This is a genomic window from Streptomyces sp. NPDC031132 (assembly GCF_055570595.1).
Map to the genome: position 1 here is coordinate 110,432 of NZ_JBVIGX010000006.1, position 20,667 is coordinate 131,098.

General features: G+C 72.3%; 21 protein-coding genes. 6 read left to right on the forward strand and 15 right to left on the reverse strand.

The genetic code is table 11. The annotated features are described in order from the left end of the window. Positions 1 to 167: 167 nt before the first annotated feature. The 7 genes from ACZ49B_RS11615 to ACZ49B_RS11645 all read right to left on the reverse strand — a co-directional run bounded on the left by ACZ49B_RS11615 (position 168) and on the right by ACZ49B_RS11645 (position 6,777). Positions 168 to 920, reverse strand: coding sequence for a DUF3159 domain-containing protein (locus ACZ49B_RS11615; RefSeq protein ID WP_468303641.1), 753 nt, complete (start codon positions 918 to 920; stop codon positions 168 to 170). A 3-nt stretch (positions 921 to 923) separates the two neighbouring features. Continuing rightward, positions 924 to 1,343 (reverse strand): OB-fold nucleic acid binding domain-containing protein, encoded by a 420-nt coding sequence (locus tag ACZ49B_RS11620; RefSeq protein WP_266662853.1) that lies wholly within the window; start codon positions 1,341 to 1,343, stop codon positions 924 to 926. Positions 1,344 to 1,367: 24 nt separating this feature from the next. Next, entirely contained in the window at positions 1,368 to 2,054 is a 687-nt protein-coding gene (locus tag ACZ49B_RS11625) for a response regulator (RefSeq protein WP_468303644.1), read from the reverse strand. Further along, entirely contained in the window at positions 2,051 to 4,693 is a 2,643-nt protein-coding gene (locus tag ACZ49B_RS11630) for a DUF4118 domain-containing protein (protein ID WP_468303646.1), read from the reverse strand. Before ACZ49B_RS11630 ends, ACZ49B_RS11625 begins: the two co-directional genes overlap by 4 nt. A gap of 182 nt (positions 4,694 to 4,875) precedes the next feature. Next, a complete protein-coding gene (locus tag ACZ49B_RS11635) occupies positions 4,876 to 5,655 on the reverse strand; it encodes a DUF3710 domain-containing protein (protein ID WP_266633985.1) in 780 nt (259 codons plus the stop codon). 1 nt (position 5,656) lies between these two features. Continuing rightward, a complete protein-coding gene (gene dut, locus ACZ49B_RS11640) occupies positions 5,657 to 6,193 on the reverse strand; it encodes a dUTP diphosphatase (RefSeq protein WP_383509285.1) in 537 nt (178 codons plus the stop codon). Continuing rightward, a complete protein-coding gene (locus ACZ49B_RS11645) occupies positions 6,193 to 6,777 on the reverse strand; it encodes a PaaI family thioesterase (RefSeq protein ID WP_468303651.1) in 585 nt (194 codons plus the stop codon). Before ACZ49B_RS11645 ends, dut begins: the two co-directional genes overlap by 1 nt. 58 nt (positions 6,778 to 6,835) lie before the next feature. Between ACZ49B_RS11645 and ACZ49B_RS11650 the strand changes: the two genes are divergently transcribed. Continuing rightward, a complete protein-coding gene (locus ACZ49B_RS11650) occupies positions 6,836 to 7,291 on the forward strand; it encodes a DUF3093 domain-containing protein (RefSeq protein ID WP_468303653.1) in 456 nt (151 codons plus the stop codon). Between the two features lie 63 nt (positions 7,292 to 7,354). On the opposite strand, the gene ACZ49B_RS11655 is transcribed toward ACZ49B_RS11650, so the two are convergent. The 4 genes from ACZ49B_RS11655 to ACZ49B_RS11670 form a co-directional block, all read right to left on the reverse strand. Then, complete coding sequence (locus tag ACZ49B_RS11655; RefSeq protein WP_468303656.1) at positions 7,355 to 8,287, reverse strand: hypothetical protein; 933 nt, start codon at positions 8,285 to 8,287, stop codon at positions 7,355 to 7,357. A 12-nt stretch (positions 8,288 to 8,299) separates the two neighbouring features. Further along, entirely contained in the window at positions 8,300 to 8,596 is a 297-nt protein-coding gene (locus tag ACZ49B_RS11660; protein ID WP_030154344.1) for a DUF4193 domain-containing protein, read from the reverse strand. 383 nt (positions 8,597 to 8,979) lie between these two features. Beyond that, positions 8,980 to 10,224, reverse strand: coding sequence for a sensor histidine kinase (locus ACZ49B_RS11665; RefSeq protein WP_468303658.1), 1,245 nt, complete (start codon positions 10,222 to 10,224; stop codon positions 8,980 to 8,982). A 5-nt stretch (positions 10,225 to 10,229) separates the two neighbouring features. Then, entirely contained in the window at positions 10,230 to 10,883 is a 654-nt protein-coding gene (locus ACZ49B_RS11670) for a response regulator transcription factor (RefSeq protein WP_030154340.1), read from the reverse strand. 244 nt (positions 10,884 to 11,127) lie between these two features. Between ACZ49B_RS11670 and ACZ49B_RS11675 the strand changes: the two genes are divergently transcribed. Continuing rightward, positions 11,128 to 11,295: a hypothetical protein gene (locus ACZ49B_RS11675; RefSeq protein WP_468303661.1), complete on the forward strand. Its 168-nt coding sequence runs from the start codon at positions 11,128 to 11,130 to the stop codon at positions 11,293 to 11,295. 86 nt (positions 11,296 to 11,381) lie between these two features. Here ACZ49B_RS11675 and ACZ49B_RS11680 read toward each other — a convergent pair whose 3' ends face one another. After that, the gene (locus ACZ49B_RS11680) at positions 11,382 to 12,185 is read right to left on the reverse strand and encodes an inositol monophosphatase family protein (protein ID WP_468303663.1); all 804 of its coding nucleotides are present in this window, start codon (positions 12,183 to 12,185) and stop codon (positions 11,382 to 11,384) included. 15 nt (positions 12,186 to 12,200) lie between these two features. Beyond that, positions 12,201 to 13,370 carry a ferrochelatase gene (locus ACZ49B_RS11685; RefSeq protein ID WP_468303665.1) on the reverse strand — a complete coding sequence of 390 codons (1,170 nt, stop codon included), beginning with the start codon at positions 13,368 to 13,370 and terminating at the stop codon, positions 12,201 to 12,203. A 172-nt stretch (positions 13,371 to 13,542) separates the two neighbouring features. Between ACZ49B_RS11685 and ACZ49B_RS11690 the strand changes: the two genes are divergently transcribed. Both ACZ49B_RS11690 and ACZ49B_RS11695 read left to right on the forward strand, forming a co-directional pair. Further along, positions 13,543 to 14,808, forward strand: coding sequence for an MFS transporter (locus ACZ49B_RS11690; RefSeq protein ID WP_468303667.1), 1,266 nt, complete (start codon positions 13,543 to 13,545; stop codon positions 14,806 to 14,808). Beyond that, the gene (locus ACZ49B_RS11695; protein ID WP_468303669.1) at positions 14,750 to 16,087 is read left to right on the forward strand and encodes a D-arabinono-1,4-lactone oxidase; all 1,338 of its coding nucleotides are present in this window, start codon (positions 14,750 to 14,752) and stop codon (positions 16,085 to 16,087) included. The genes ACZ49B_RS11690 and ACZ49B_RS11695 overlap by 59 nt, the downstream gene beginning before the upstream one ends. Positions 16,088 to 16,125: 38 nt before the next feature. On the opposite strand, the gene ACZ49B_RS11700 is transcribed toward ACZ49B_RS11695, so the two are convergent. Then, the gene (locus tag ACZ49B_RS11700) at positions 16,126 to 16,959 is read right to left on the reverse strand and encodes a hypothetical protein (RefSeq protein WP_468303672.1); all 834 of its coding nucleotides are present in this window, start codon (positions 16,957 to 16,959) and stop codon (positions 16,126 to 16,128) included. A gap of 537 nt (positions 16,960 to 17,496) precedes the next feature. Between ACZ49B_RS11700 and sepH the strand changes: the two genes are divergently transcribed. Further along, a complete protein-coding gene (sepH, locus tag ACZ49B_RS11705) occupies positions 17,497 to 18,519 on the forward strand; it encodes a septation protein SepH (protein ID WP_468303675.1) in 1,023 nt (340 codons plus the stop codon). Positions 18,520 to 18,653: 134 nt separating this feature from the next. On the opposite strand, the gene ACZ49B_RS11710 is transcribed toward sepH, so the two are convergent. Next, entirely contained in the window at positions 18,654 to 19,508 is an 855-nt protein-coding gene (locus tag ACZ49B_RS11710) for a sulfurtransferase (protein ID WP_468303677.1), read from the reverse strand. A 175-nt stretch (positions 19,509 to 19,683) separates the two neighbouring features. Here ACZ49B_RS11710 and ACZ49B_RS11715 point away from each other — a divergent pair, with 175 nt between their 5' ends. Next, the gene (locus ACZ49B_RS11715) at positions 19,684 to 20,481 is read left to right on the forward strand and encodes a VOC family protein (RefSeq protein ID WP_468303680.1); all 798 of its coding nucleotides are present in this window, start codon (positions 19,684 to 19,686) and stop codon (positions 20,479 to 20,481) included. Positions 20,482 to 20,667: the final 186 nt, after the last annotated feature.

Below are 20,667 nucleotides of genomic sequence, written 5' to 3' on the forward strand. Positions count from 1 at the left end.
GGAACCAAAGGCCCCGCGGCTCGCGGAAAAAGGAGGACGGACCGCCCCCCCCTTGCGGAGGGGCCCCCTCGAGATGGGGGAGGGAGGGTGGGGACACGCCCGTCGGGTGGTCGCCCCGCCCCTTTCGCGTCACGGCCGGGAGGAATCCGGTAGCGGACGGGGCGCGGTCAGGCCCCGTGTTCCCGGGCGGCAGCGGCCTTGGCGGCCTCGGCGGCCGCGTCCTTGGCCTCCCACTCCGCGATCACGTCGATCGGCGGCGGCGCCTTCGCCAGGAACACCCACGTGAAGTACACCGCGAGCACCATGGGGGGCAGCTTCAGCGCGATGAGCACCCAGCCCAGCTGCGTCGCGTCCCCCCACCAGTACAGCGGGAAGAGGATCGCGTACTTGGCGAGGAAGATGACGCCCCAGGCCAGGCTGGCCTTCGTGTACGCCTTCTTGCGCCCGGGGTTGCGGGTGCGCCAGGACAGGTTCTCCTTGAACACCGGGCCCAGGATCACGCCCAGCAGCGGGAACCCGACGAGCGCGGACAGCGTGAAGGCCACGCCCAGCCCGGCGCCGTAGATCATGCCGGGCAGGTAGAAGCCCTTGGCGGTACCCGTGAACAGGGCGAAGGCCACGCCGACCCCCACGCCGAAGACGCCGCTGAAGGCGTGCTTCACGGTGTCCTTGCGCAGCAGCCGCACGATCACGAGCAGGACCGCGACCGCGCCCGCCGCGATCGCGGACATCTTCACGTCCTTGTTGACCGTGTAGATCATCACGAAGAGCAGCCCGGGGAGCATCGTCTCCACGGTGCCCCGGACGCCGCCGAAGGCGTCGAAGAGCGCCGCCTGGGTCACGGCCTTCTGGTCGGAGGCCGGATCCGGGGAGGGCCCACCCACAGGGTCCGGGGTGGTCGGTTTGTCGAATGACGTCACCGGTCAGTGCTCCTGTCCGAGCGGTCGGAGTTCGTACTTCGGGTTGAAGAGGACCCGGCGGCCGTGGCTCATCGAGATCCGCCCGGAGGCGATCATGCGCCGGCCGGGCTCGATTCCCACGATCGAGCGACGCCCGAGCCAGACCACGTCCAGCCCGGCCGAGCCGTCGAAGAGCTCCGCCTCCAGGGCGGGCACCCCCGCGCGCGGCCGAAGGGTGACGGTACGCAGGGTTCCCGTCACCTTGACTATCTGGCGGTCGTGGCAGTCGCAGATCCGCGTGCACCCCGCGGCTTCTGCGTCCTCCTGCAGTTCCGCCGAATGCAGCTCCTCCTGCGAGGTGGACAGCCGCTCTATCATCCGCCGGAACCGGCCCGCCGGCCTGACCGGCTTGGCGGACTTCTCGGGACGCGGTTCAGCACTCATACAGGAAGCGTACCGGCGCCCCCGCTACCTCTCGAAGCGGTATCCCATGCCCGGCTCCGTGATGAAGTGCCGCGGGTGCGAGGGGTCCGCCTCCAGTTTGCGGCGCAACTGCGCCATGTAGACCCGGAGGTAGTTGGTCTCCGTGCCGTACGAGGGCCCCCAGACCTCCTGCAGCAGCTGTTTCTGGCTGACCAGCTTGCCGCCGTTGCGGACCAGCACCTCGAGCAGGTGCCATTCGGTGGGCGTGAGCCGTACGTCGCGCCCTTCGCGCACGGCCTTCTTCGCGGCCAGGTCCACCGTGAAGCCGTCGGTCTCCACGATCACCTCGTCCCCGCCGGCGCCCGGGGACGGCTCGGCCCGGCGGACGGCGGCGCGCAGCCGCGCCAGCAGCTCGTCCATGCCGAAGGGCTTGGTGACGTAGTCGTCCGCGCCCGCGTCCAGGGCCTCGACCTTCTCGTCGGAGCTGTGCCGGGCCGAGAGGACCAGGATCGGCACCCGGGTCCAGCCGCGCAGGCCCTTGATCACCTCGACGCCGTCCATGTCGGGCAGGCCCAGGTCGAGGACGACCACGTCGGGGTGGCGGGCGGCCGCGAGCTCCAGGGCGCCGGCCCCGTCCGCTGCGGCGTCGACCTCGTACTTGCGTGCCTTCAGATTGATCACGAGGGCTCGGACGATCTGCGGCTCGTCGTCCACCACGAGCACCCGGGTCATTGGGGTCCTGCTTTCTGTCGTATCGGGTCGAGGTCCACGAGGTCGAATGCGCCCGGGGTGTCCGGGGTGTCGCCGGCCGTCTCCGGGGCGGTGGCGCGCGCTCCGTCGTCCGCCGTGGCGTGTGCCGGTCCACTGTCGCGCGTCGCGGCCCGCAGCGTCAGCACCATCGTGAGGCCGCCGCCCGGGGTGTCCTCGGCCGCCAGGGTGCCGTCCATGGCCTCGGCGAAGCCCCGGGCCACCGCGAGCCCGAGGCCCACCCCGGCACCGCGCGGGGCGTCCCCGTGCCGCTGGAAGGGGGCGAAGATCCGGTCCTTGGCCTCGTCGGGCACCCCGGGTCCGCGGTCCACGACGCGTACCTCGACCCGGTCGCCGAGGAAGCTGGCCGCGACCACCACCGGCTCCCCCGCCGGGCTGTACTTGACGGCGTTCTCCACCACGTTGGCGACGGTCCGCTCCAGCAGCCCCGGGTCGACCGCCACCATCGGCAGCGTCTCCGGGACGTCCAGCGCCACGCTGTCCTCCGGTACGCCGCCCAGCGCCATCGGGACCACCTCGTCGAGGTCGATCTCCCGGATCAGCGGGGTCACGGTGCCGGTCTGGAGCCGGGACATGTCGAGCAGGTTGCCCACCAGGTGGTCGAGCCGGTCGGCGCCGTCCTCGATGCCCTCGAGGAGTTCGGCCCGGTCTTCCTCGGACCAGTCCACGTCGTCGGAGCGCAAGGACGACACGGAGGCCTTGATGGAGGCCAGCGGCGTACGGAGGTCATGGCTGACGGCGGCCAGCAGCGCGGTCCGGATCCGGTTGCCCTCCGCCAGCCGGCGGGCCTCCTCGGCCTCCCCGACCAGCCGCTGCCGGTCGAGGACCACGGCGGCCTGGGCGGCGAAGGCGCCGAGCACGCGGCGGTCCTCGGCGGGCAGCACCCGGCCGGTCAGGGCCAAGGCCATGTGGTCCCCGATGGGCATGTCCACATCGGCGTCCTCGGGGCGGCCGACCGGGCTCGGGCCGACGCTGCCGGCCGGCTGCCAGGGCTCGACGTCGCTCGCGCGCTCCAGCAGGGCCACGGACTCCATGGCGAAGGTCTCGCGCACCCGCTCCAGCAGCGCGTCCAGCGTGGTCTCGCCGCGCAGGACGCTGCCGGCCAGGAAGGAGAGGATCTCGGACTCGGCGCGCAGCCGGGCGGCCTGGTGGGTGCGCCGGGCGGCCAGGTCCACCACCGAGGCCACGGAGACGGCCACCCCGAAGAAGACGGCGATGGCCACGATGTTCTTCGGGTCGGAGACGGTGAACCGGTGCACGGGCGGGGCGAAGAAGTAGTTCAGCAGCAGAGAGCCGAAGGCGGCCGAGGCCAGCGCCGGCCAGAGCCCGCCCAGCAGCGCGGCGGCCACGGTCAGCGAGAGGAACAGCAGCATCTCGTTGGCCAGGCCCGGGTCGGCGTTCACGTGCGTGAGCAGCACGGCCAGCAGGACGGGGAGCACCGTCCCGACGACCCAGCCGGCGATGATCCGGGTCCGTCCGAGCCGGGCCGCCGAGCGGGCCACGGGCAGGCCGCGGCCCCGGGCGACCTCCTCGTGCGTGACGATGTGCACGTCGAGGTCGGGCCCCGAGTCGCGGGCCACGGTGGCCCCGACGCCGGGGCCGAAGACGTACTGCCAGGCCTTGCGGCGGCTGGAGCCGAGCACGATCTGGGTGGCGTTGACCCCGCGGGCGAATTCGAGCAGGGCGTCGGGGATGTCGTCGCCGATGACATGGTGAAACGTTCCGCCAAGATCCTCGACCAGCGTCCGCTGGACCGCGAGCTCCTTCGGCGAGGCCGCGGTCAGCCCGTCGCTGCGGGCGATGTAGACGGCCAGGATCTCGCTGCCGGAGCCCTTGGCGGCCATCCGGGAGGCGCGGCGGATGAGCGTACGGCCCTCGGGCCCGCCCGTGAGCCCGACGACGATCCGCTCGCGGGCCTGCCAGGTGGAGCGGATGCCGTGCTCGCCCCGGTACTGCTGGAGGTACTCGTCGGCACGGTCGGCCACCCACAGCAGCGCCAACTCGCGCAGGGCGGTGAGGTTGCCGGGCCGGAAGTAGTTCGACAGGGCCGCGTCGACCTTGTCGGACTGGTAGACGTTCCCGTGCGCCATCCGCCGGCGCAACGCCTGTGGGGACATGTCGACGAGCTCGATCTGGTCGGCCCGCCGCACCACCTCGTCCGGCACGGTCTCGCGCTGCCGCACGCCGGTGATGGACTCCACCACGTCGCCGAGCGACTCCAGGTGCTGGATGTTGACCGTGGACACGACGTCGATGCCCGCCTGCAGCAGCTCCTCGACGTCCTGCCAGCGCTTGGCGTTGCGCGAGCCGGGCACGTTGGTGTGCGCGAGCTCGTCCACGAGTGCGATCGCGGGCCGGCGCGCCAGTACGGCGTCCACGTCCATCTCGGTGAAGGCGGCGCCCCGGTACGCGAGCTCCCCCCGCGGCACCTGTTCGAGCCCGTGCAGCATCACCTCGGTGCGCGGCCGCCCGTGGTGCTCGACGAAGCCGACGACGCAGTCGCCGCCCCGCTCCACCCGGCGGTGGCCCTCGGAGAGCATCGCGTACGTCTTGCCCACACCGGGTGCCGCGCCGAGGTAGATCCGTAGCTTGCCGCGTCCCATGCGCCCATTCTCGGGGACGTTTCCGCCGATCACGCACTTTTCCCGGCTGTCCGCCCATCCCTGACGGATCCCTGACACCCCGCGGGTACGACAGCGGGCCGTACCCCCTGAAGGAGTACGGCCCGCGGCCGGAAACAGTCGCCGAGCAGGCGTCGGCGGAAATCAGCCGGGGATCCGCCGGGTCAGCGGACCTCGGTGATCGTCGGACCCTGCTCCAGCTGGCCCATGCCACCGGAGAAGCGGGAGCCCTCCTGGTCCTCGGTCTGCACGCCGTCCGGCACCATCTGGGCGTCGTTCGGCAGCTTCAGCACGATCGGGTCGCGCGGAGCCATCGGGCCGTCGCCGCGCACGATGACGGTCTCCCGGAAGATCTGCTCGAGCACGCCCGCCGACTCGGGGCGCACCGCGCCCTGGCCGGAGATGACGCCCCGCAGGAACCAGCGCGGGCCGTCGACGCCGACGAAGCGGACCAGCTGGGCGCCGGTCTGGCCGTCGGGCATGGGTACGGGCACCTGGGCGCGCAGCTCCCAGCCCAGCGGACCCTCGACCTCGTCGATGATGCCGCCCTGCTGGGTGATGCCCGTGGCGATCTCGTCGCGGACCTCGCCCCAGATGCCTTCCTTCTTGGGCGCCGCGAAGGCCTGCAGCTGTACGGCGCTGTCGCCGAGGACCACCGTCGCGGCGACGATCGCGTCACCGGCGACCTCGACGCGCAGCTCCATGCCCTCGACGCCCGGTACGAGAATGCCGCCCAGGTCGACGCGACCCTCCTCCGGCGCACCCGGCACCTCGGAGACGTCCCAGGGGCCGTCGGGCCGCGGGGCGGGCGGCAGATTCACCCTGCGGGGCGCGGAGTCCTGCTCCTCGCCGCCGTCCTGTTCATCGGCAGCCACGCCGTCCACGACCTGCTCGGCCGCGCCGCCGTCCTTGGCGGAGTCGTTCTTCTTGCGACGTCCGAACACGTCACTGTCCTTCCCGGTCGGATACGACCGAAGCGTAGCCATTCCCACCCTGCTGACCAGCGCCGGATCCGGCCACGGCCGCATGACCGCCGGTGGAGCCGAAACCCCCCTCGGCCCGGGCCGAGCCGGGAAGTTCCGCCACCTCGTGGAAGCGCACCTTCTCGACCCTCTGGACAACCAGCTGGGCAATGCGGTCGAAGCGCTCGAACCGGACGCTCTCGCGCGGGTCGAGATTGACCACGATCACCTTGATCTCCCCACGGTACCCGGCATCCACCGTCCCCGGGGCATTCACGAGCGCGAGCCCGCAGCGTGCGGCCAGGCCCGAGCGCGGGTGCACGAAGGCCGCGTACCCGTCGGGCAGGGCGATGGACACGCCGGTGGGCAGTACGGTGCGCTCGCCGGGCTCCAGCACGGCCGCCTCGGTGGTCACCAGGTCGCAGCCGGCGTCGCCGGGGTGGCCGTACGCGGGGAGGGGCACCTCGGGGTCGACGCGGCGGATCAGCACGTCGACGGGCGCGTGGTTGTTGTCAGACATCAGGGGTTCACCTCGAAGGCGCGTGCGCGCCTGACCTGGTCCGGGTCGGACATCGCCGCCCGGATCTCCTCGGGCCGACCGTTGTCGATGAAGTGGTCGACCTTCACCTCGATGAAGAGCGCTTCTGCGCGCACGGCGACCGGGCCCTCGGGCCCGCCTATCCGGCCGACCGCGGTGGAGTAGATCTTGCGCCCGGCGACGGCGGTCACCTCGGCCTCCAGGTACAGCACGGTGTCGACGGGCACCGGCCGTACGAAGTCCGTCTCGAGCCGTCCCGTCACCGCGATGACGCGCAGCAGCCAGTTCAGGGAGCCCAGCGTCTCGTCGAGCGCGGTGGCCAGCACGCCGCCGTGGGCGAGGCCGGGTGCGCCCTGATGGGCGGGCTTGACGGTGAACTCGGCGGTGACGCGCACGCCCTCACCGGCACGGGCCTCCAGGTGGAGTCCGTGCGGCTGGCCCCCGCCACAGCCGAAGCAGTGCTCGTAGTGCGCGCCGAGCAGCTCGCCGGGTGCCGGGGCATCGGGGTGCCGGACCGGCGCGGCGGCATCGGCCGGGGGCGTCAACGCTGTGTTTCGTCCACTCACAGCCGCAGACCTTACCCGCGCCGCTACCCGTGGGTCGCCTCGTGGCAGGCTTGGTGCCATGCAGCTCTCCCCCGCGCACCACGACGAACGTCTGACCGCCCCCGGCTCGTGGTGGGCCATCGCCGTACTCATCGGTCTCGCGTGCGCGTTGATGCTGCTGCCGCTGGGCACGCTGCCGCTGCTGGCCGGACTGGTCGGGGGCACCGCGCTCGCGGGGATGCTGGTGAGTTCGTACGGCTCCGCGCGCGTGCGCGTGGTGAACGGTGCGCTGGCGGCCGGTGAGGCGCGGATCCCGGTGGCGGCCCTGGGGGAGCCCGAGGTGCTGGACGCGGAGGAGGCGCGCGCCTGGCGCACGTACAAGGCGGACACCCGTGCGTTCATGCTGCTGCGCAGCTACGTCCCGACGGCGGTGCGCATCCCGATCACCGACCCCGAGGACCCGACGCCGTACGCGTACGTCTCCACCCGCGAGCCGCAGGCCCTGGCGTCGGCGATCCGGTCGGCCAAGGGCTGATCGGGGTCGTCCGAGGGCTGATCGGGCCGGGGCCGGGCGCCGGATTCGGCGCCGGGCCGCGGGTCAGATCGGGGGCGGGTCGCCGGCAGGCCCTTCAAGGGCGGCCCTGGTGCCCTCGGGAAGGGCCTCGGGAAGGGGCTCGGAGGGCTGCTCAAGGGGCGGGAGCTGCGGCAGCGCGTCCCACGCCACCGCCCGGCTCCGCAGGTCGGTACGGACCTTCTCGGCGAGTTTGCGGGTGTCCCGGCGGTTCATGACCGCGCCGACGGCGGCGCCCACCATGAACGGCATCAGGTTCGGCAGGTTGCGGAATGTCCGCTTCAGGATCTGTTGGCGCAGTTCGCGCTTCATCTGACCGCCGAGCGCGATGTTCAGCGTCGTCGGCTTCGTCAGGTCCACCCCGCGTTCCTCCGTCCACGACGTCAGGTAGGCGAGGCTGCGTTCCTTGAGGTTCCCGGGGGCCCGCAGGCCGTACACCTCGTGGAGCTCCGCGATGAGCTTCAGCTCGATCATCGCGACTCCGGTGACCTCGGCGGCCAGCTCGGCCGGCATCGCGGGCGGCACCGGCAGCATGGCCGCGGCTCCGATGCCCGCACCCACGGTGGAGGTGCCGTACGAGGCGCCCGCGATCAGCTTGTCGGCAAGCTGATCGGGACCGAGGCCCGGGAACTGCGCGCGCAGGGTCGCGAGGTCCCGAACCGGAACGCGCGGTGCGTTCTCGATGATGCGGTCCGCAATGTGCAGGACGGCGGCCCTGGCATGTTCGCCGCCCTTGCGCACACCACTCTTGACCGCTTGCAGCCGACGAGCCCCGGACCTGCGCCGGGCCGCCTCGTCGGACTCTGTGGCCGACGGCACCGCCGCAGCGGTGCCGGAGGTCACGTCGGATGCGCCGGGGGCTCCTGGGCCCGTTTCCGGGCCCGTGGATCCCGCCTGCGTCTCCGCCGGATCACCAGCTTTCCGGAAGCGTCGCTTCCGGAACGGTGTCGAGCCGGTCACGGCCGACGCCTCTCAGTCGCAGTCGCGGCAGATCGGCTGGCCGTTCTTCTCTCGTGCCAGCTGGCTGCGGTGGTGCACCAGGAAGCAGCTCATGCAGGTGAACTCATCGGCCTGCTTGGGCAGAACACGGACGGCCAGTTCCTCGTTGGAGAGGTCCGCGCCGGGGAGCTCCATGCCCTCCGCCGCGTCGAAGTCGTCGACGTCGACGCTCGAGGACGACTTCTCGTTGCGCCGGGCCTTCAGCTCTTCAATGCTGTCGTTGTCGACGTCGTCGTCGGTCTTGCGTGGGGTGTCGTAGTCCGTTGCCATTTTTCGCTCTCCCCCTCTGGGATTTAGCGGTGTCTCAGCGCACGTAACGCGCGAGAGGCCGGACTTGTGCCCGACCTGAGGCGGAGATTTTGCCTCACATCAAGGTCTGTTACTCAATCGACACCCAGCCGCACACCTGAAGGAGCGATTGGCTGGGATGACGACCGGGACCGTACACGGTCCGGGGGCCGTCTTGCACAAACGCCACCCCGTGTATTTCCCGCCGTTCGAGGGGCGGGAAACCCGGACTTCCCGGGCTTTCCGGCCCCCTTCGGGGTCACTGAACGCACATGACCCAACACTCGACAATGTGATCGATCACACAGCCGCCACCGCCCCACCCTCCGATCATTCAGCCAACAGCGAACAAACAGGGGGGCGGCTCAGAGGGGCAAAGTGACACGCATCACGAGGCCACCGCCCTCGCGCGGCACCGCCGAGATCCGCCCGCCGTGTGCGCGCGCCACAGAGCGCGCGATCGACAGGCCGAGCCCGACACCCTTGTCACTGCCCGTGCGCTCCGTACGCAGCCGCCTGAAGGGCTCGAAGAGGTTGTCCACCTCGTACGCGGGAACCACGGGACCCGTGTTCGAGACCACGAGGACCGCCTGGCCGTGCTGGGACTCCGTGGTGACCTCGACCCAGCCGTCCTCCGGCACGTTGTACCGGACGGCGTTCTGCACCAGGTTGAGCGCGATCCGCTCCAGCAGGACGCCGTTGCCCTGGACCACGGCCGGAGCCCGCTCGCCGCGGATCTCCACGCCCTTCACCGTCGCCTCCCCGCGCGCTTGGTCGATGGCTTGCGAGGCGACCTCCGCCAGGTCCACGGGCTTGCGCTCGACTATCTGGTTGTCGCTGCGCGCCAGCAGCAGCAGGCCCTCGACGAGCTGCTCGCTGCGCTCGTTGGTGGCCAGCAGCGTCTTGCCCAGCTGCTGCAGCTCCACCGGAGCACCCGGATCCGACAGGTGGACCTCCAGCAGCGTCCGGTTGATCGCCAGCGGGGTGCGCAGCTCGTGCGAGGCGTTCGCGACGAACCGCTGCTGGGCCGTGAAGGCCCGCTCCAGCCGGTCGAGCATCTCGTCGAAGGTGTCGGCGAGCTCCTTGAGCTCGTCGTCCGGCCCGTCCAGCTCGATGCGCCGGGTCAGGTCGGAGCCGACCACCCGGCGTGCGGTCCGGGTGATCTTGCCGAGCGGCAGGAGCACCCGGCCGGCCATGGCGTAGCCGAAGGCGAAAGCGATGATGCTGAGGCCGAGCAGGGCCATCAGCGACCGGCTGAGCAGGTCGTCCAGGGCGTGCCTGCGCTGCTCCAGGATGCAGGTGTTGATCGCGGCGTTGAACTGGTCGTACATCTGGCCCTTGCCGACCACGCCGGGGCAGGTGCTGGTGACCTGGATGTCCGTGCCGCCCACGATCTTGAACGGCAGTCCGTTGCCCTCGCGCAGCGCCTGGGCCGCCAGCAGGTAGATGATCGACAGCAGCAGGATGCCCGCGATCAGGAACATCCCGCCGTACAGCAGCGTGAGGCGTATGCGGATGGTCGGTCGCAGCCAAGGGAAGGGACCCTCGGGCTGGCCGGGGTCCCAGGTCGGTCTCGGCGGCACCGTCGGTGGTGCCGGGGTCGCCGCCACCCGCGTCAGATCCGGTATCCGGAGCCAGGCACGGTCACGATGACCGGCGGCTCCCCGAGCTTGCGCCGCAGGGTCATGACCGTCACCCGCACCACGTTCGTGAAGGGGTCGGTGTTCTCGTCCCATGCCTTCTCCAGCAGCTGCTCGGCGGAGACGACGGTCCCCTCGCTCCGCATGAGAACCTCCAGCACCGCGAACTCCTTGGGCGCCAGCTGTACCTCCCTGCCCTCACGGAACACCTCCCGCCGGTTCGGGTCCAGCTTGATGCCGGCCCGCTCCAGTACGGGGGGCAGGGCGACGGTGGTGCGCCGCCCCAGGGCGCGCACGCGGGCGGTCAGCTCGCTGAACGCGAAGGGCTTGGGCAGGTAGTCGTCCGCGCCCAGTTCCAGGCCCTCCACGCGGTCGCTCACGTCACCGGACGCCGTCAGCATCAGCACGCGGGTGGGCATGCCGAGCTCGACGATCTTCCGGCAGACGTCGTCGCCGTGCACGAGCGGGAGGTCCCGGTCGAGGACGACCACGTCGTAGTCGTTCACCCCGACGCGCTCCAGGGCCGCGGCGCCGTCGTACACGACGTCCACGGCCATGGCCTCTCGGCGCAGCCCGGTGGCCACCGCATCGGCGAGCAGCTGCTCGTCCTCGACGACGAGTACGCGCACGTCGTTTCCTTCCATCGAGCCCTGAGGGCACACGTGTATTGCGTCGTCCATCCTGCACGTTTCAGCCGTAAACCGGCTGTAAGGCGTCCCTCGGGGGCCTGCGCGGGCCGGAAGTGTGGATTCCCTCGCCTCTCGAGGTTTCTGGGCCCAGGGTGCCGGGGAGGACGTCACCACACCCCAACCACTCCCTGACGGCGGACTGCCACGTGCCGCCGCCGACCCACGAAGAGGGGGCGAACCCACCATGGACGCATTCAGCGCGGGTCTCCTGCAGCGCATCCGGGCCACGCAGTCGGACCTCAATCAGGCCCGTGAGACGGGCGACGACTTCCTCGTGGAAGTGGAGCAGGCGGAACTGGAAGACCTCCAGCGCCTCGCCGCGGAGCACGGAGTCCCCGTCTCCGCCTGCTGACTCACCTCCCTGACCCCACCAGTCCGACCCGAACCCCGGCGACCGCACGCGGCAGCCGGGGTTCCCTCATGCCGGGCCGCTGCCCTTCAGTCGTGCCAGGCCCCGGCCTCTTCCAGCAGCGGCTGAAGCGACGCGAACACCGCCGGGGTGGCGGCGAGCGCCAGCTCCCCCGAGGCCGGCCGGCCCGGCCGCCCGCCCGTGAGCGCCCCGGCCTCCCGGGCGATCAGCTCGCCCGCGGCCAGGTCCCAGGGGTTGAGCCCCCGCTCGTAGTACGCGTCCAGCCGCCCGGCGGCCACGTCGCTGAGGTCCAGCGCAGCCGATCCGCCCCGCCGGATGTCCCGCACCTTCGGGATCACCCGCTGCGCGACGTCCGCCTGCTGCTCCTTGCGCGCCTGGAGGTACGCGAACCCGGTCGCGACCAGCGCCTGGTCCAGCGGGGCAGCCGCCCGGCACGCCAGGCGGACCTTCCCCAGCCAGGCCCCGCCGCCGAGCACCGCGTGGTACGTCTCGCCGCGCATCGGGGCCGCCACGACGCCGACGACGGCCCTGCCCTCGTACTCGGCGGCGATCGACACGCTCCAGCTCGGCAGCCCGTACAGGTAGTTGACGGTGCCGTCCAGCGGGTCCACGACCCACCGCACCCCGCTCGTCCCGGGGCTGTCCGCGCCCTCCTCGCCCAGCAGCCCGTCCTCGGGCCGCCGCCGCGCGAGGACGCCGGTGATCAGTTTCTCCGCCGCGATGTCCATCTCGGTCACCACGTCGATCGGGCTGCTCTTGGTCGCCGCCACCGCGAGATCGGCCGGCCTGCCGTCCCGCAGCAGCTCCCCGGCCTGCCGGGCGGCGTCCAGGCCCACGTCCAGCAGTTCGGCCTTCAGCTCTTCGGAGATCACGCTTCGCGCCCTTTCCTAGGCGTAGGGGCTGTCGGCGCCCGCGGCCGCCGGCCGGGGGCCGCGCGCCGGGCAGCAGCCCACCGCGCACAGGTCATGGCTGGGCCCGAGCAGCCCGAGCGCGCACCGCTCCACCGGCTCGCCCCGCTCCGCGGCGGCGCGCTCCAGCACCAGGTCCCGGACGGCCGCCGCGAACCGCGGGTCCGCCCCGACCGTCGCCGAGCGGGCGACCGGGAGCCCGAGCTCCGCCGCCTTCGCCGTGGCCTCCGTGTCGAGGTCGTACAGGACCTCCATGTGGTCCGAGACGAAGCCGATCGGGACCATCACCACCGCGGGCGCCCCGGCCCCGTGCAGGGCCTCCAGGTGGTCGCAGACGTCCGGCTCCAGCCACGGGATGTGCGGGGCTCCGCTGCGCGACTGGTAGACGAGCTCCCAGGGCAGCTCCGTGCCCGTCTCGGCCCGCACCGCGTCCGCGATCACCTGCGCGACGTCCAGGTGCTGCTTGACGTACGCCCCGCCCTCGCCGCCGGCGGTGTGCTCCTCGACCGGGCCGGAGGCGTCCGCGGCCGCGGTGGGGATCGAGTGCGTGGTGAAGGCCAGGTGCGCGCCGGCGCGCACCTCCTGCGGCAGCGACTCCAGCGCGGCGAGCACCCCGTCGATCATCGGCTGCACGAAGCCGGGGTGGTTGAAGTAGTGCCGCAGCTTGTCGACCTTCGGCAGCTCGGCGACGCCCTCCTCGGCCAGCGCCGCCAGCGCGTCCGCGAGGTTCTCGCGGTACTGGCGGCAGCCCGAGTACGAGGCGTACGCGCTGGTCGCGAGCACCGCGATCCGGCGGCGCCCGTCGGCGGCCATCTCCCGCATCACGTCGGTGAGGTACGGGGCCCAGTTCCGGTTGCCCCAGTACACGGGCAGGTCCAGTCCGTGCTCGGCGAAGTCCTTGCGCAGCGCGTCGAGCAGCTCGCGGTTCTGCCCGTTGATCGGGCTGACCCCGCCGAAGCCGAAGTAGTGCTGCCCGACCTCCTTGAGCCGCTCGCGCGGGATGCCGCGTCCGCGCGTGACGTTCTCCAGGAACGGCACGACGTCGTCGGGCCCCTCGGGGCCGCCGAAGGAGAGCAGCAGGAGGGCGTCGTAGGGGCCGGCGAGGCCCTCGGCCGAAGGCGGGGCGGCGGCGCGGAGCTGGTCTGACATGGTTCGAATCCTGCCACCCGGCGTCCGCGCCGGGGAACCGGCCCGGCCACGCGTCCCGCATCGCGACATAGGTAAGGTAACCCTAAGTTTTGGTGTTCGATTCTTCCCCGTGCGGGTGCCCTGTCGGCGGTCGTAACCTGTATGGGCCAATGACGTCCCTTACGGAGAGACCTTGCCCAGTCCCTACCGCGCGATCTTCGCAGCGCCCGGCACCAAGGCCTTCAGCGCCGCCGGCCTCATAGGCCGGCTGCCGATATCCATGGTGGGCGTCGGCATCCTCACGATGATCTCCGAGATCACCGGGCGCTACGCGATGGCCAGCGCCCTCACCGGCACCCTGGCCCTGGCCGCCGCTTTCATCGGCCCGCAGGTGTCCCGGCTGGTGGACCAGTACGGGCAGCGGCGGGTGCTGCGTCCCGCGACCCTGATCTGCGTCGCCTCCGTCATCGCCCTGGTGCTGGCCGCGGCGAACGGGCTCCCCGACTGGACCCTCTTCGTCTTCGCGGCCGTCGCGGGCTGCGTGCCGAGCGTCGGCTCGATGATCCGCGCCCGCTGGACCGTGCTCTACCGCGACGCCCCGCGCGAGCTGCACACCGCGTACTCCTTCGAGTCCGTGGTGGACGAGGTCTGCTTCATCTTCGGCCCCATCCTCGCCATCGGGCTGTCCACCACCTGGTTCCCGGAAGCCGGACCGGTGATCGCGGCCGCCTGCCTGCTCGTCGGCGTCTGGCTGCTGACCGCGCAGCGCTCCACCGAGCCCCCGCCGCACCCGCGCAGCCAGGACGGCGACCGGACCTCCGCCCTGCGCTCCCCCGGCCTGCAGGTGCTGGCGGCCACGTTCGTGGCGACCGGCGCCATCTTCGGGTCCATCGACGTGTCCACCCTGGCCTTCGCCGAGGAGCAGGGCCAGAAGTCCGCCGCCAGCTTCATCCTGGCCGTCTGGGCGGCCGGATCCTGTCTGGCCGGCATCGTCTTCGGCCTGCTCCATCTCAAGGGCCGGACCGAACTCAGGTGGGTACTGGGCATCTGTGCGATGGCCGTGAGTATGATCCCCCTCCTACTGGCCGGGAACCTTCCGTTTCTGGCCGTGGCGCTCTTCGTCTCGGGCCTCGCCATCGCTCCCACGATGATCACCACCATGGCCCTGATCGAGGCGCACGTACCACGCGCGAAGCTCACCGAGGGCATGACGTGGATCACCACCGGCCTCGCCGTCGGTATCGCGGTCGGCTCCTCCGTGACCGGTCTGGTCATCGACGCCGCCGGGGCCCAGCGCGGGTTCGTCGTCTCGGTCTCGGCGGGGACCGCCGCGGCGGCGGTGGCGTTCGCGGGTTACCGCCGGCTGACGAGGCCGGCGCAAGGGGAGGAGCCCTCTAGCGATGGGGACGGCGACAGCAGCAGGGAAAAGCGGGCCGGCGACAGCGGGCGCGTGGCATAACTGGGCGGGCAACGTCACGGCGGCACCCGCCCGGGTGGTGACCCCGGCCTCGGTCGGGGAGCTTCAGGAGGCGGTCCGCCGGGCCGCCGAGGACGGGCTGAAGGTGAAGGCGGTCGGCACCGGCCACTCCTTCACCGCGGCCGCCGCCACCGACGGGGTGCTCGTACGCCCCCAGGCACTGGCCGGGATCCGGGAGATCGACCGGACCGCCGGCACCGTGACGGTGGCGGCGGGCACGGTGCTCAAGGACCTGAACCAGGCCCTGGCCCGGGAGGGCCTGTCGCTCACGAACATGGGCGACATCATGGAGCAGACGGTCTCCGGCGCGACCAGCACCGGAACCCACGGCACCGGCCGGGACTCCGCCTCCATCGCCGCCCAGATCCGCGGCCTGGAGCTGGTCACGGCGGACGGGCGGCTGCTCACGTGCTCCGAGAAGGAGAATCCGGAGGTCTTCGCGGCCGCCCGGATCGGCATCGGAGCCCTCGGCATCGTCACGGCGATCACGTTCGCCGTGGAGCCGATCTTCTTCCTGACCGCCCGTGAGGAGCCCATGGGCTTCGACCGGGTGACCGCCGAGTTCGAGCAGCACTTCGCGGAGAACGAGCACTTCGAGTTCTACTGGTTCCCGCACACCGGCAACTGCAACACCAAGCGCAACAACCGCAGTCAGGGCCCCGCCGCCCCGCCCGGGGCGGTGAGCGCCTGGGTCGAGGACGAACTGCTGTCCAACGGCCTCTTCCAGGCCGTCAACTCGCTGGGCCGCGCCGTCCCGGCGACCATCCCCTCCATCGCCCGGATCGCCAGCCGCGCCCTGTCCGCGCGCACCTACACGGACATCCCGTACAAGGTGTTCACCAGCCCGCGCCGGGTGCGCTTCGTGGAGATGGAGTACGCCCTTCCGCGCGAGCAGGTCGTCGAGGCGCTGCGGGAGCTCAAGACGACGGTCGACCGCTCCGGGCTGCGGATCAGCTTCCCGGTGGAGGTGCGGACGGCCCCGGCGGACGACATCGCGCTGTCGACGGCCTCGGGGCGGGAGACCGCGTACATCGCCGTGCACATGTACAAGGGCACCCCGTACCAGGCCTACTTCACGGCCGCCGAGCGGATCTTCACCGCGCACGGCGGACGGCCGCACTGGGGCAAGGTGCACACGCGGGACGCAGAGTACTTCGCCCGCGTCTACCCGCGTTTCGGGGAGTTCACCGCGCTGCGGGACCGGCTGGACCCGGAGCGGCTGTTCGGCAACGACTACCTGCGGCGGGTGCTGGGCGAGTAGCCCCGCCCCCGCCCCCGCCCCCGCTCAGCGCTCAGCGCTCAGGGGGAGTCCGGCTGCCCCTTTCCGCTCGGGGTGGGCACGGGCGTGGGCGTCGGGGTCGGGGTGGGCTTCGGGCTCGGCGCCGGCGGACTCGGACTCGGCGCCGGGCGCCCGGAGTCCGAGCCCGGGGAGTCCGGGGATCCCGAGGAGTCCGGTGACGACGGCCCGGGGCCGGGGCTCGTGCTCGGGCCCCGGCTCCCGTGCGGAGCCGAAGGGCTCGGGGAGGTGCCGGACCCGGAGGTTCCGCCGCCCTTCCTGCCGGTGCCGGGTTCCTTTCCGGGGCCGGCGGGCCGCTCGTCGTCCACCTTGCGCGTGCCGCCGGACCAGATGGTTCCGCCGCCCTGGCTGATCGCCGTACCGGAGAAGGCCTCGTACGCGCCGAGTCCGCCGAGCGCGATGGCGAACGCCGCGCCCGAGGCCACCGCCGTGCGCTTCCAGCCCCGTACGCGGGTGCCGTGCACGGTGGCCTCGCCGAACTCCTCGGAGGACGGGACCGCGCGGAGCAGCAGGGTGCCGTCGGCCGCCTTCTGCTCGCGGGGCAGCGGGACCTGACGACACCTCCCAGGGCGGGCGCTTTCGCGCAGGTGGTCGCCGGTGCGCCTGAAGAGGTGCTGGATGACGGGGCCGCCGGCGGTGGCGACCACGCTCACCACGCCTGCGCCGAGGATGGTCCCGTAGACGCCGAGCTTCGAGGCGAGCAGGGCCGCGGCGACGGTGGCGAGGGAAGAGCCGGCGATCTGGGCCGCGCTCAGATCGAGCTTCTTCCGTTCCGTCCCGCCCGTCCCCTCCGTCCTCGACCCCGGTTCGACGTCCGGCGCGGCCTTCTGACCCATCCTCATCCCCTGCGTGTGCTGCCTCTCGCGACCTCTCGCGTTTCACTGCTCTCACCAGTTACTGACCCCCGGGCGAAACAGATGGTTCCGTTTCTGGGGATTCTGTGAAGCAAGACACCCGAAAACGGGCACGGTCGCAGGTCCGGCCCGATTCAGGGCAGCCCAACTCCCGCCGCCCACGACAAGTTCGGCGGCGCGGCGGTCCACCCAGGTGGCCCGAATGGAGTACTGTGGCGAGCCCTGGGGCCGTCCTTCCTTACGGATGTCCGGACTCGGGAGAGGGGGCCGACTGATGGAGAAACGGCACTCGAGACCGGTGATCCCGCGGCATTGCACGGGTTCCTGCTGCGCACAGTAATCGTTCGGTCACTGTGTGTGCCCAACAGGTAACCGTGCCATAACGGCGATCAAGGGCGCATGCCCGACACGCCGGTTGAACTCGGCAAGGTTGTGGCAGGCTGCACCCGGGCAGGCCACACTCGACTAGCGGAAGCAGCGACGCACGTGACGTCGGCAGGCACCACCCGGGAGGTCCCCATGCCCGAACTGCGTGTCGTGGCCGTCTCAAATGACGGCACACGACTGGTGCTCAAGGCTGCGGACAGCACGGAGTACACGCTTCCGATCGACGAGCGGCTGCGGGCTGCCGTGCGCAACGACCGCGCGCGCCTGAACCAGATCGAGATCGAGGTGGAGAGCCACCTCCGCCCCCGCGACATCCAGGCCCGCATACGGGCCGGTGCCTCCGCTGAGGAGGTCGCTCAACTCGCCGGCATCCCCGTCGACCGCGTACGCCGCTTCGAGGGCCCGGTGCTGGCCGAGCGCGCGTTCATGGCGGAGCGGGCCCGCAAGACCCCCGTACGTCGTCCCGGCGAGAACACCGGACCCCAGCTCGGCGAGGCCGTGCAGGAGCGGCTCACGCTGCGCGGGGCCGAGAAGGAGTCCGTGCAGTGGGACTCCTGGCGCCGCGACGACGGCACCTGGGAGGTCCTGCTGGTCTACCGGGTCGCGGGCGAACCGCACTCGGCGAGCTGGACGTACGACCCGCCGCGCCGGCTGGTCGTGGCCGTGGACGACGAGGCCCGCTCCCTGATCGGCGAGGCGGACGACCTGCCGGCGACGCCGGAGCCGAGCTTTCCGTTCGTGCCGAGGATCGCGCGGTTGCCGCGGGACCGGCCACTGGACCGCGCGCTCGACCGCCAGTTGGAACGGCCCGTCTCCCCGGCCCCTGCCCCGGAGCCGGAGGAGGAACGGGACACGCTGACGAGCCTGCTGGAGGCGGTTCCGAGCTTCCGCGGCGACCTGGTGGTACCGGAACGCGCCGAGCCGCCGGCGGAGGAGCCGGAGGCGGAGGAGCCCCCGGCGGCGTCGGCGAGCGCCGGTGCCGGTGCCGCGTACGCGGACGTCCTGATGCCGCGCACGGTGGCGGGCCACCGGGACCGCCTGACCGGGACCACGGACCGCCAGGCCGAAGCCGACGGCGTCCGCCCGGGCCGCCGTGCGGCGGTCCCGAGCTGGGACGAGATCGTCTTCGGGACCCGCCGCAAGAAGCAGGAGTAACCACCCCGGCCCGGCCGCGCCGGCGCTGCGCCAGCGGTGCCGGGCTCCGCCCGGCCCTCCCGGGGCTCCGCCCCGGACCTCGCGCCTCAAACGCCGGCGAGGCTGGATTTGGCCGCCCGGCGGGGCTGGAGTGGCTACTGCGGGGCCGGGCCCGTGGCTACCGGGCGGGTCGGGTCCGAGGACCATTCCGACCAGCTGCCTGCGTACAGGGCGGCCGGAATCCCGGCCACCTCGAGGGCCAGCACCTCGTGCGCTCCCGAGACCCCCGACCCGCAGTACACGCCGACCGGCGCCCCGGCCGAAACGCCCAGCCCGGCGAACCGCGCCCGCAGCGCGTCCGGCGCCAGGAACCGCCCGTCGGCGGCCACGTTCTCCGTCGTCGGCGCCGACACCGCTCCCGGAACGTGGCCGCCGACCCGGTCGATCGGCTCGACCTCGCCCCGGTACCGCTCCCCCGCCCGCGCGTCCAGCAGGATCCCGCTCCGCGCGAGCGCCGCCGCGGCGTCCGCGTCCAGCAGCCCCACCGCCCCCGGGTTTGGCTTGAAATCGCCCTCCTCGGCGGTCGCCGCGTCAGCCGTCACCGGCCCGCCCGCCGCCCTCCACGCGGCCAGTCCCCCGTCCAGTACCCGCACGTCCGTGTGACCCGTCCAGCGCAGCAGCCACCACGCCCGGGCGGCGGCCCACCCCTGGCCCCCGTCGTACACGACCACCGGCACGTCCGCCGAGACCCCGGCCCTGCGCATCACCGCCCCGAACTCCTCCGGCTGCGGCAGCGGGTGCCGGCCGCCCGCCCCCGGCGGACCTGCCAGTTCGCGGTCGAGGTCCACGTACGCCGCACCCGGCAGGTGTCCGGCCTCGTACTCGGACCGCAGGTTCGGGCCGCCCAACTGCCAGCGGATGTCCAGCAGCACCGGCGGCCGGGAACCGGCCAGCTCGTCCATCAGTTCGGACGCGGAGAGGATCGCGGAAGTCGCGGAGTTCGCAGTCATGGGGCCCATCTTCCTCCCCGCTCCGCGGCCCGGGTAGCAAGCCCGACGTCGACAGGCCGCACCGATCCGGTCATCTCTCCCCGCTCCGGCGAAACCCGGCCGGTCGGGGCGCGCCGGACCCGCCGGAGTGGAAGCATCTGGTCCGGGATGAGCGACGACGGAGGAGACGGCTGACATGACCGAGGCACCGGAAGCAACGCGGCGCCCGCCCGGCACACCGTGCTGGTCGAGTCTGATGGTGCACGGCCTCGGAACCACCGAGGCCTTCTACACCGACCTGTTCGGCTGGGAGTACGAGCCCGGCCCCCAGCCGTTCGGCCCGTACGTCCGCGCCCTGCTCGACGGCCAGGAGGTGGCCGGCATCGGGGAGATGCCGTTGGACCGGCATCTCCCGGTGGCCTGGACGACGTACTTCGCCACCGACGACGCGGACTCGACCGCCGAGACGATCCGCTCCTGCGGCGGCACGGTGGCCGTGGGCCCGCTGGACGCGGGCGCCGCGGGGCGCCTGGCGATCTGCTCCGACCCGCTGGGGGCGATCTTCGGGCTCTGGCAGGCCGAGGAGCAGATCGGGACCCGCCGGCCCGGGGTCCCCGGCACGCCGGTCTGGAGCGAGCTGGTCACCCAGGACACCTCGACCGTCGGCAAGTTCTACGAGCACGTCTTCGGCCACGAGGCCGAGACGCACGGCACGTCCTCCGCCGACTTCGACTACGTGACGCTGCTGCTGGACGGGCGCCCGGTCGCCGCCGTGCACGGGGTCGGGCGCTCGCTCCCGCACGACCGGGGCCCGCACTGGATGACGTACTTCGAGGTCAAGGACGCCGACACGGCCGCGGCCCGGGTCCACCGGCTCGGCGGGCGCGTCGTCCAGCCGCCCCGCGAGGGGCTGACCGGCAGGGTGGCCACGGTCACCGATCCGGAGGGCGCGGTGTTCACGCTCCTGGAGTCGCGTCCCGGAAACGGCCACTGACCGCCGGCCCTCGTCGTCAGTACCAGGAGTGGTGCGCAAAGTCGTGCCGCGGGCCAGGCAGGACTTTGCGGACACCCCTAGGGGGTGGGGTGAGAGGGCCCTCTGGGCCCTCGGGGCCGGGCCACGCGACCCGCGCGTTTTTCTTGGTGTGCCGAATCGGAAGCTGCTCCCTTCACCCCCTTGTCG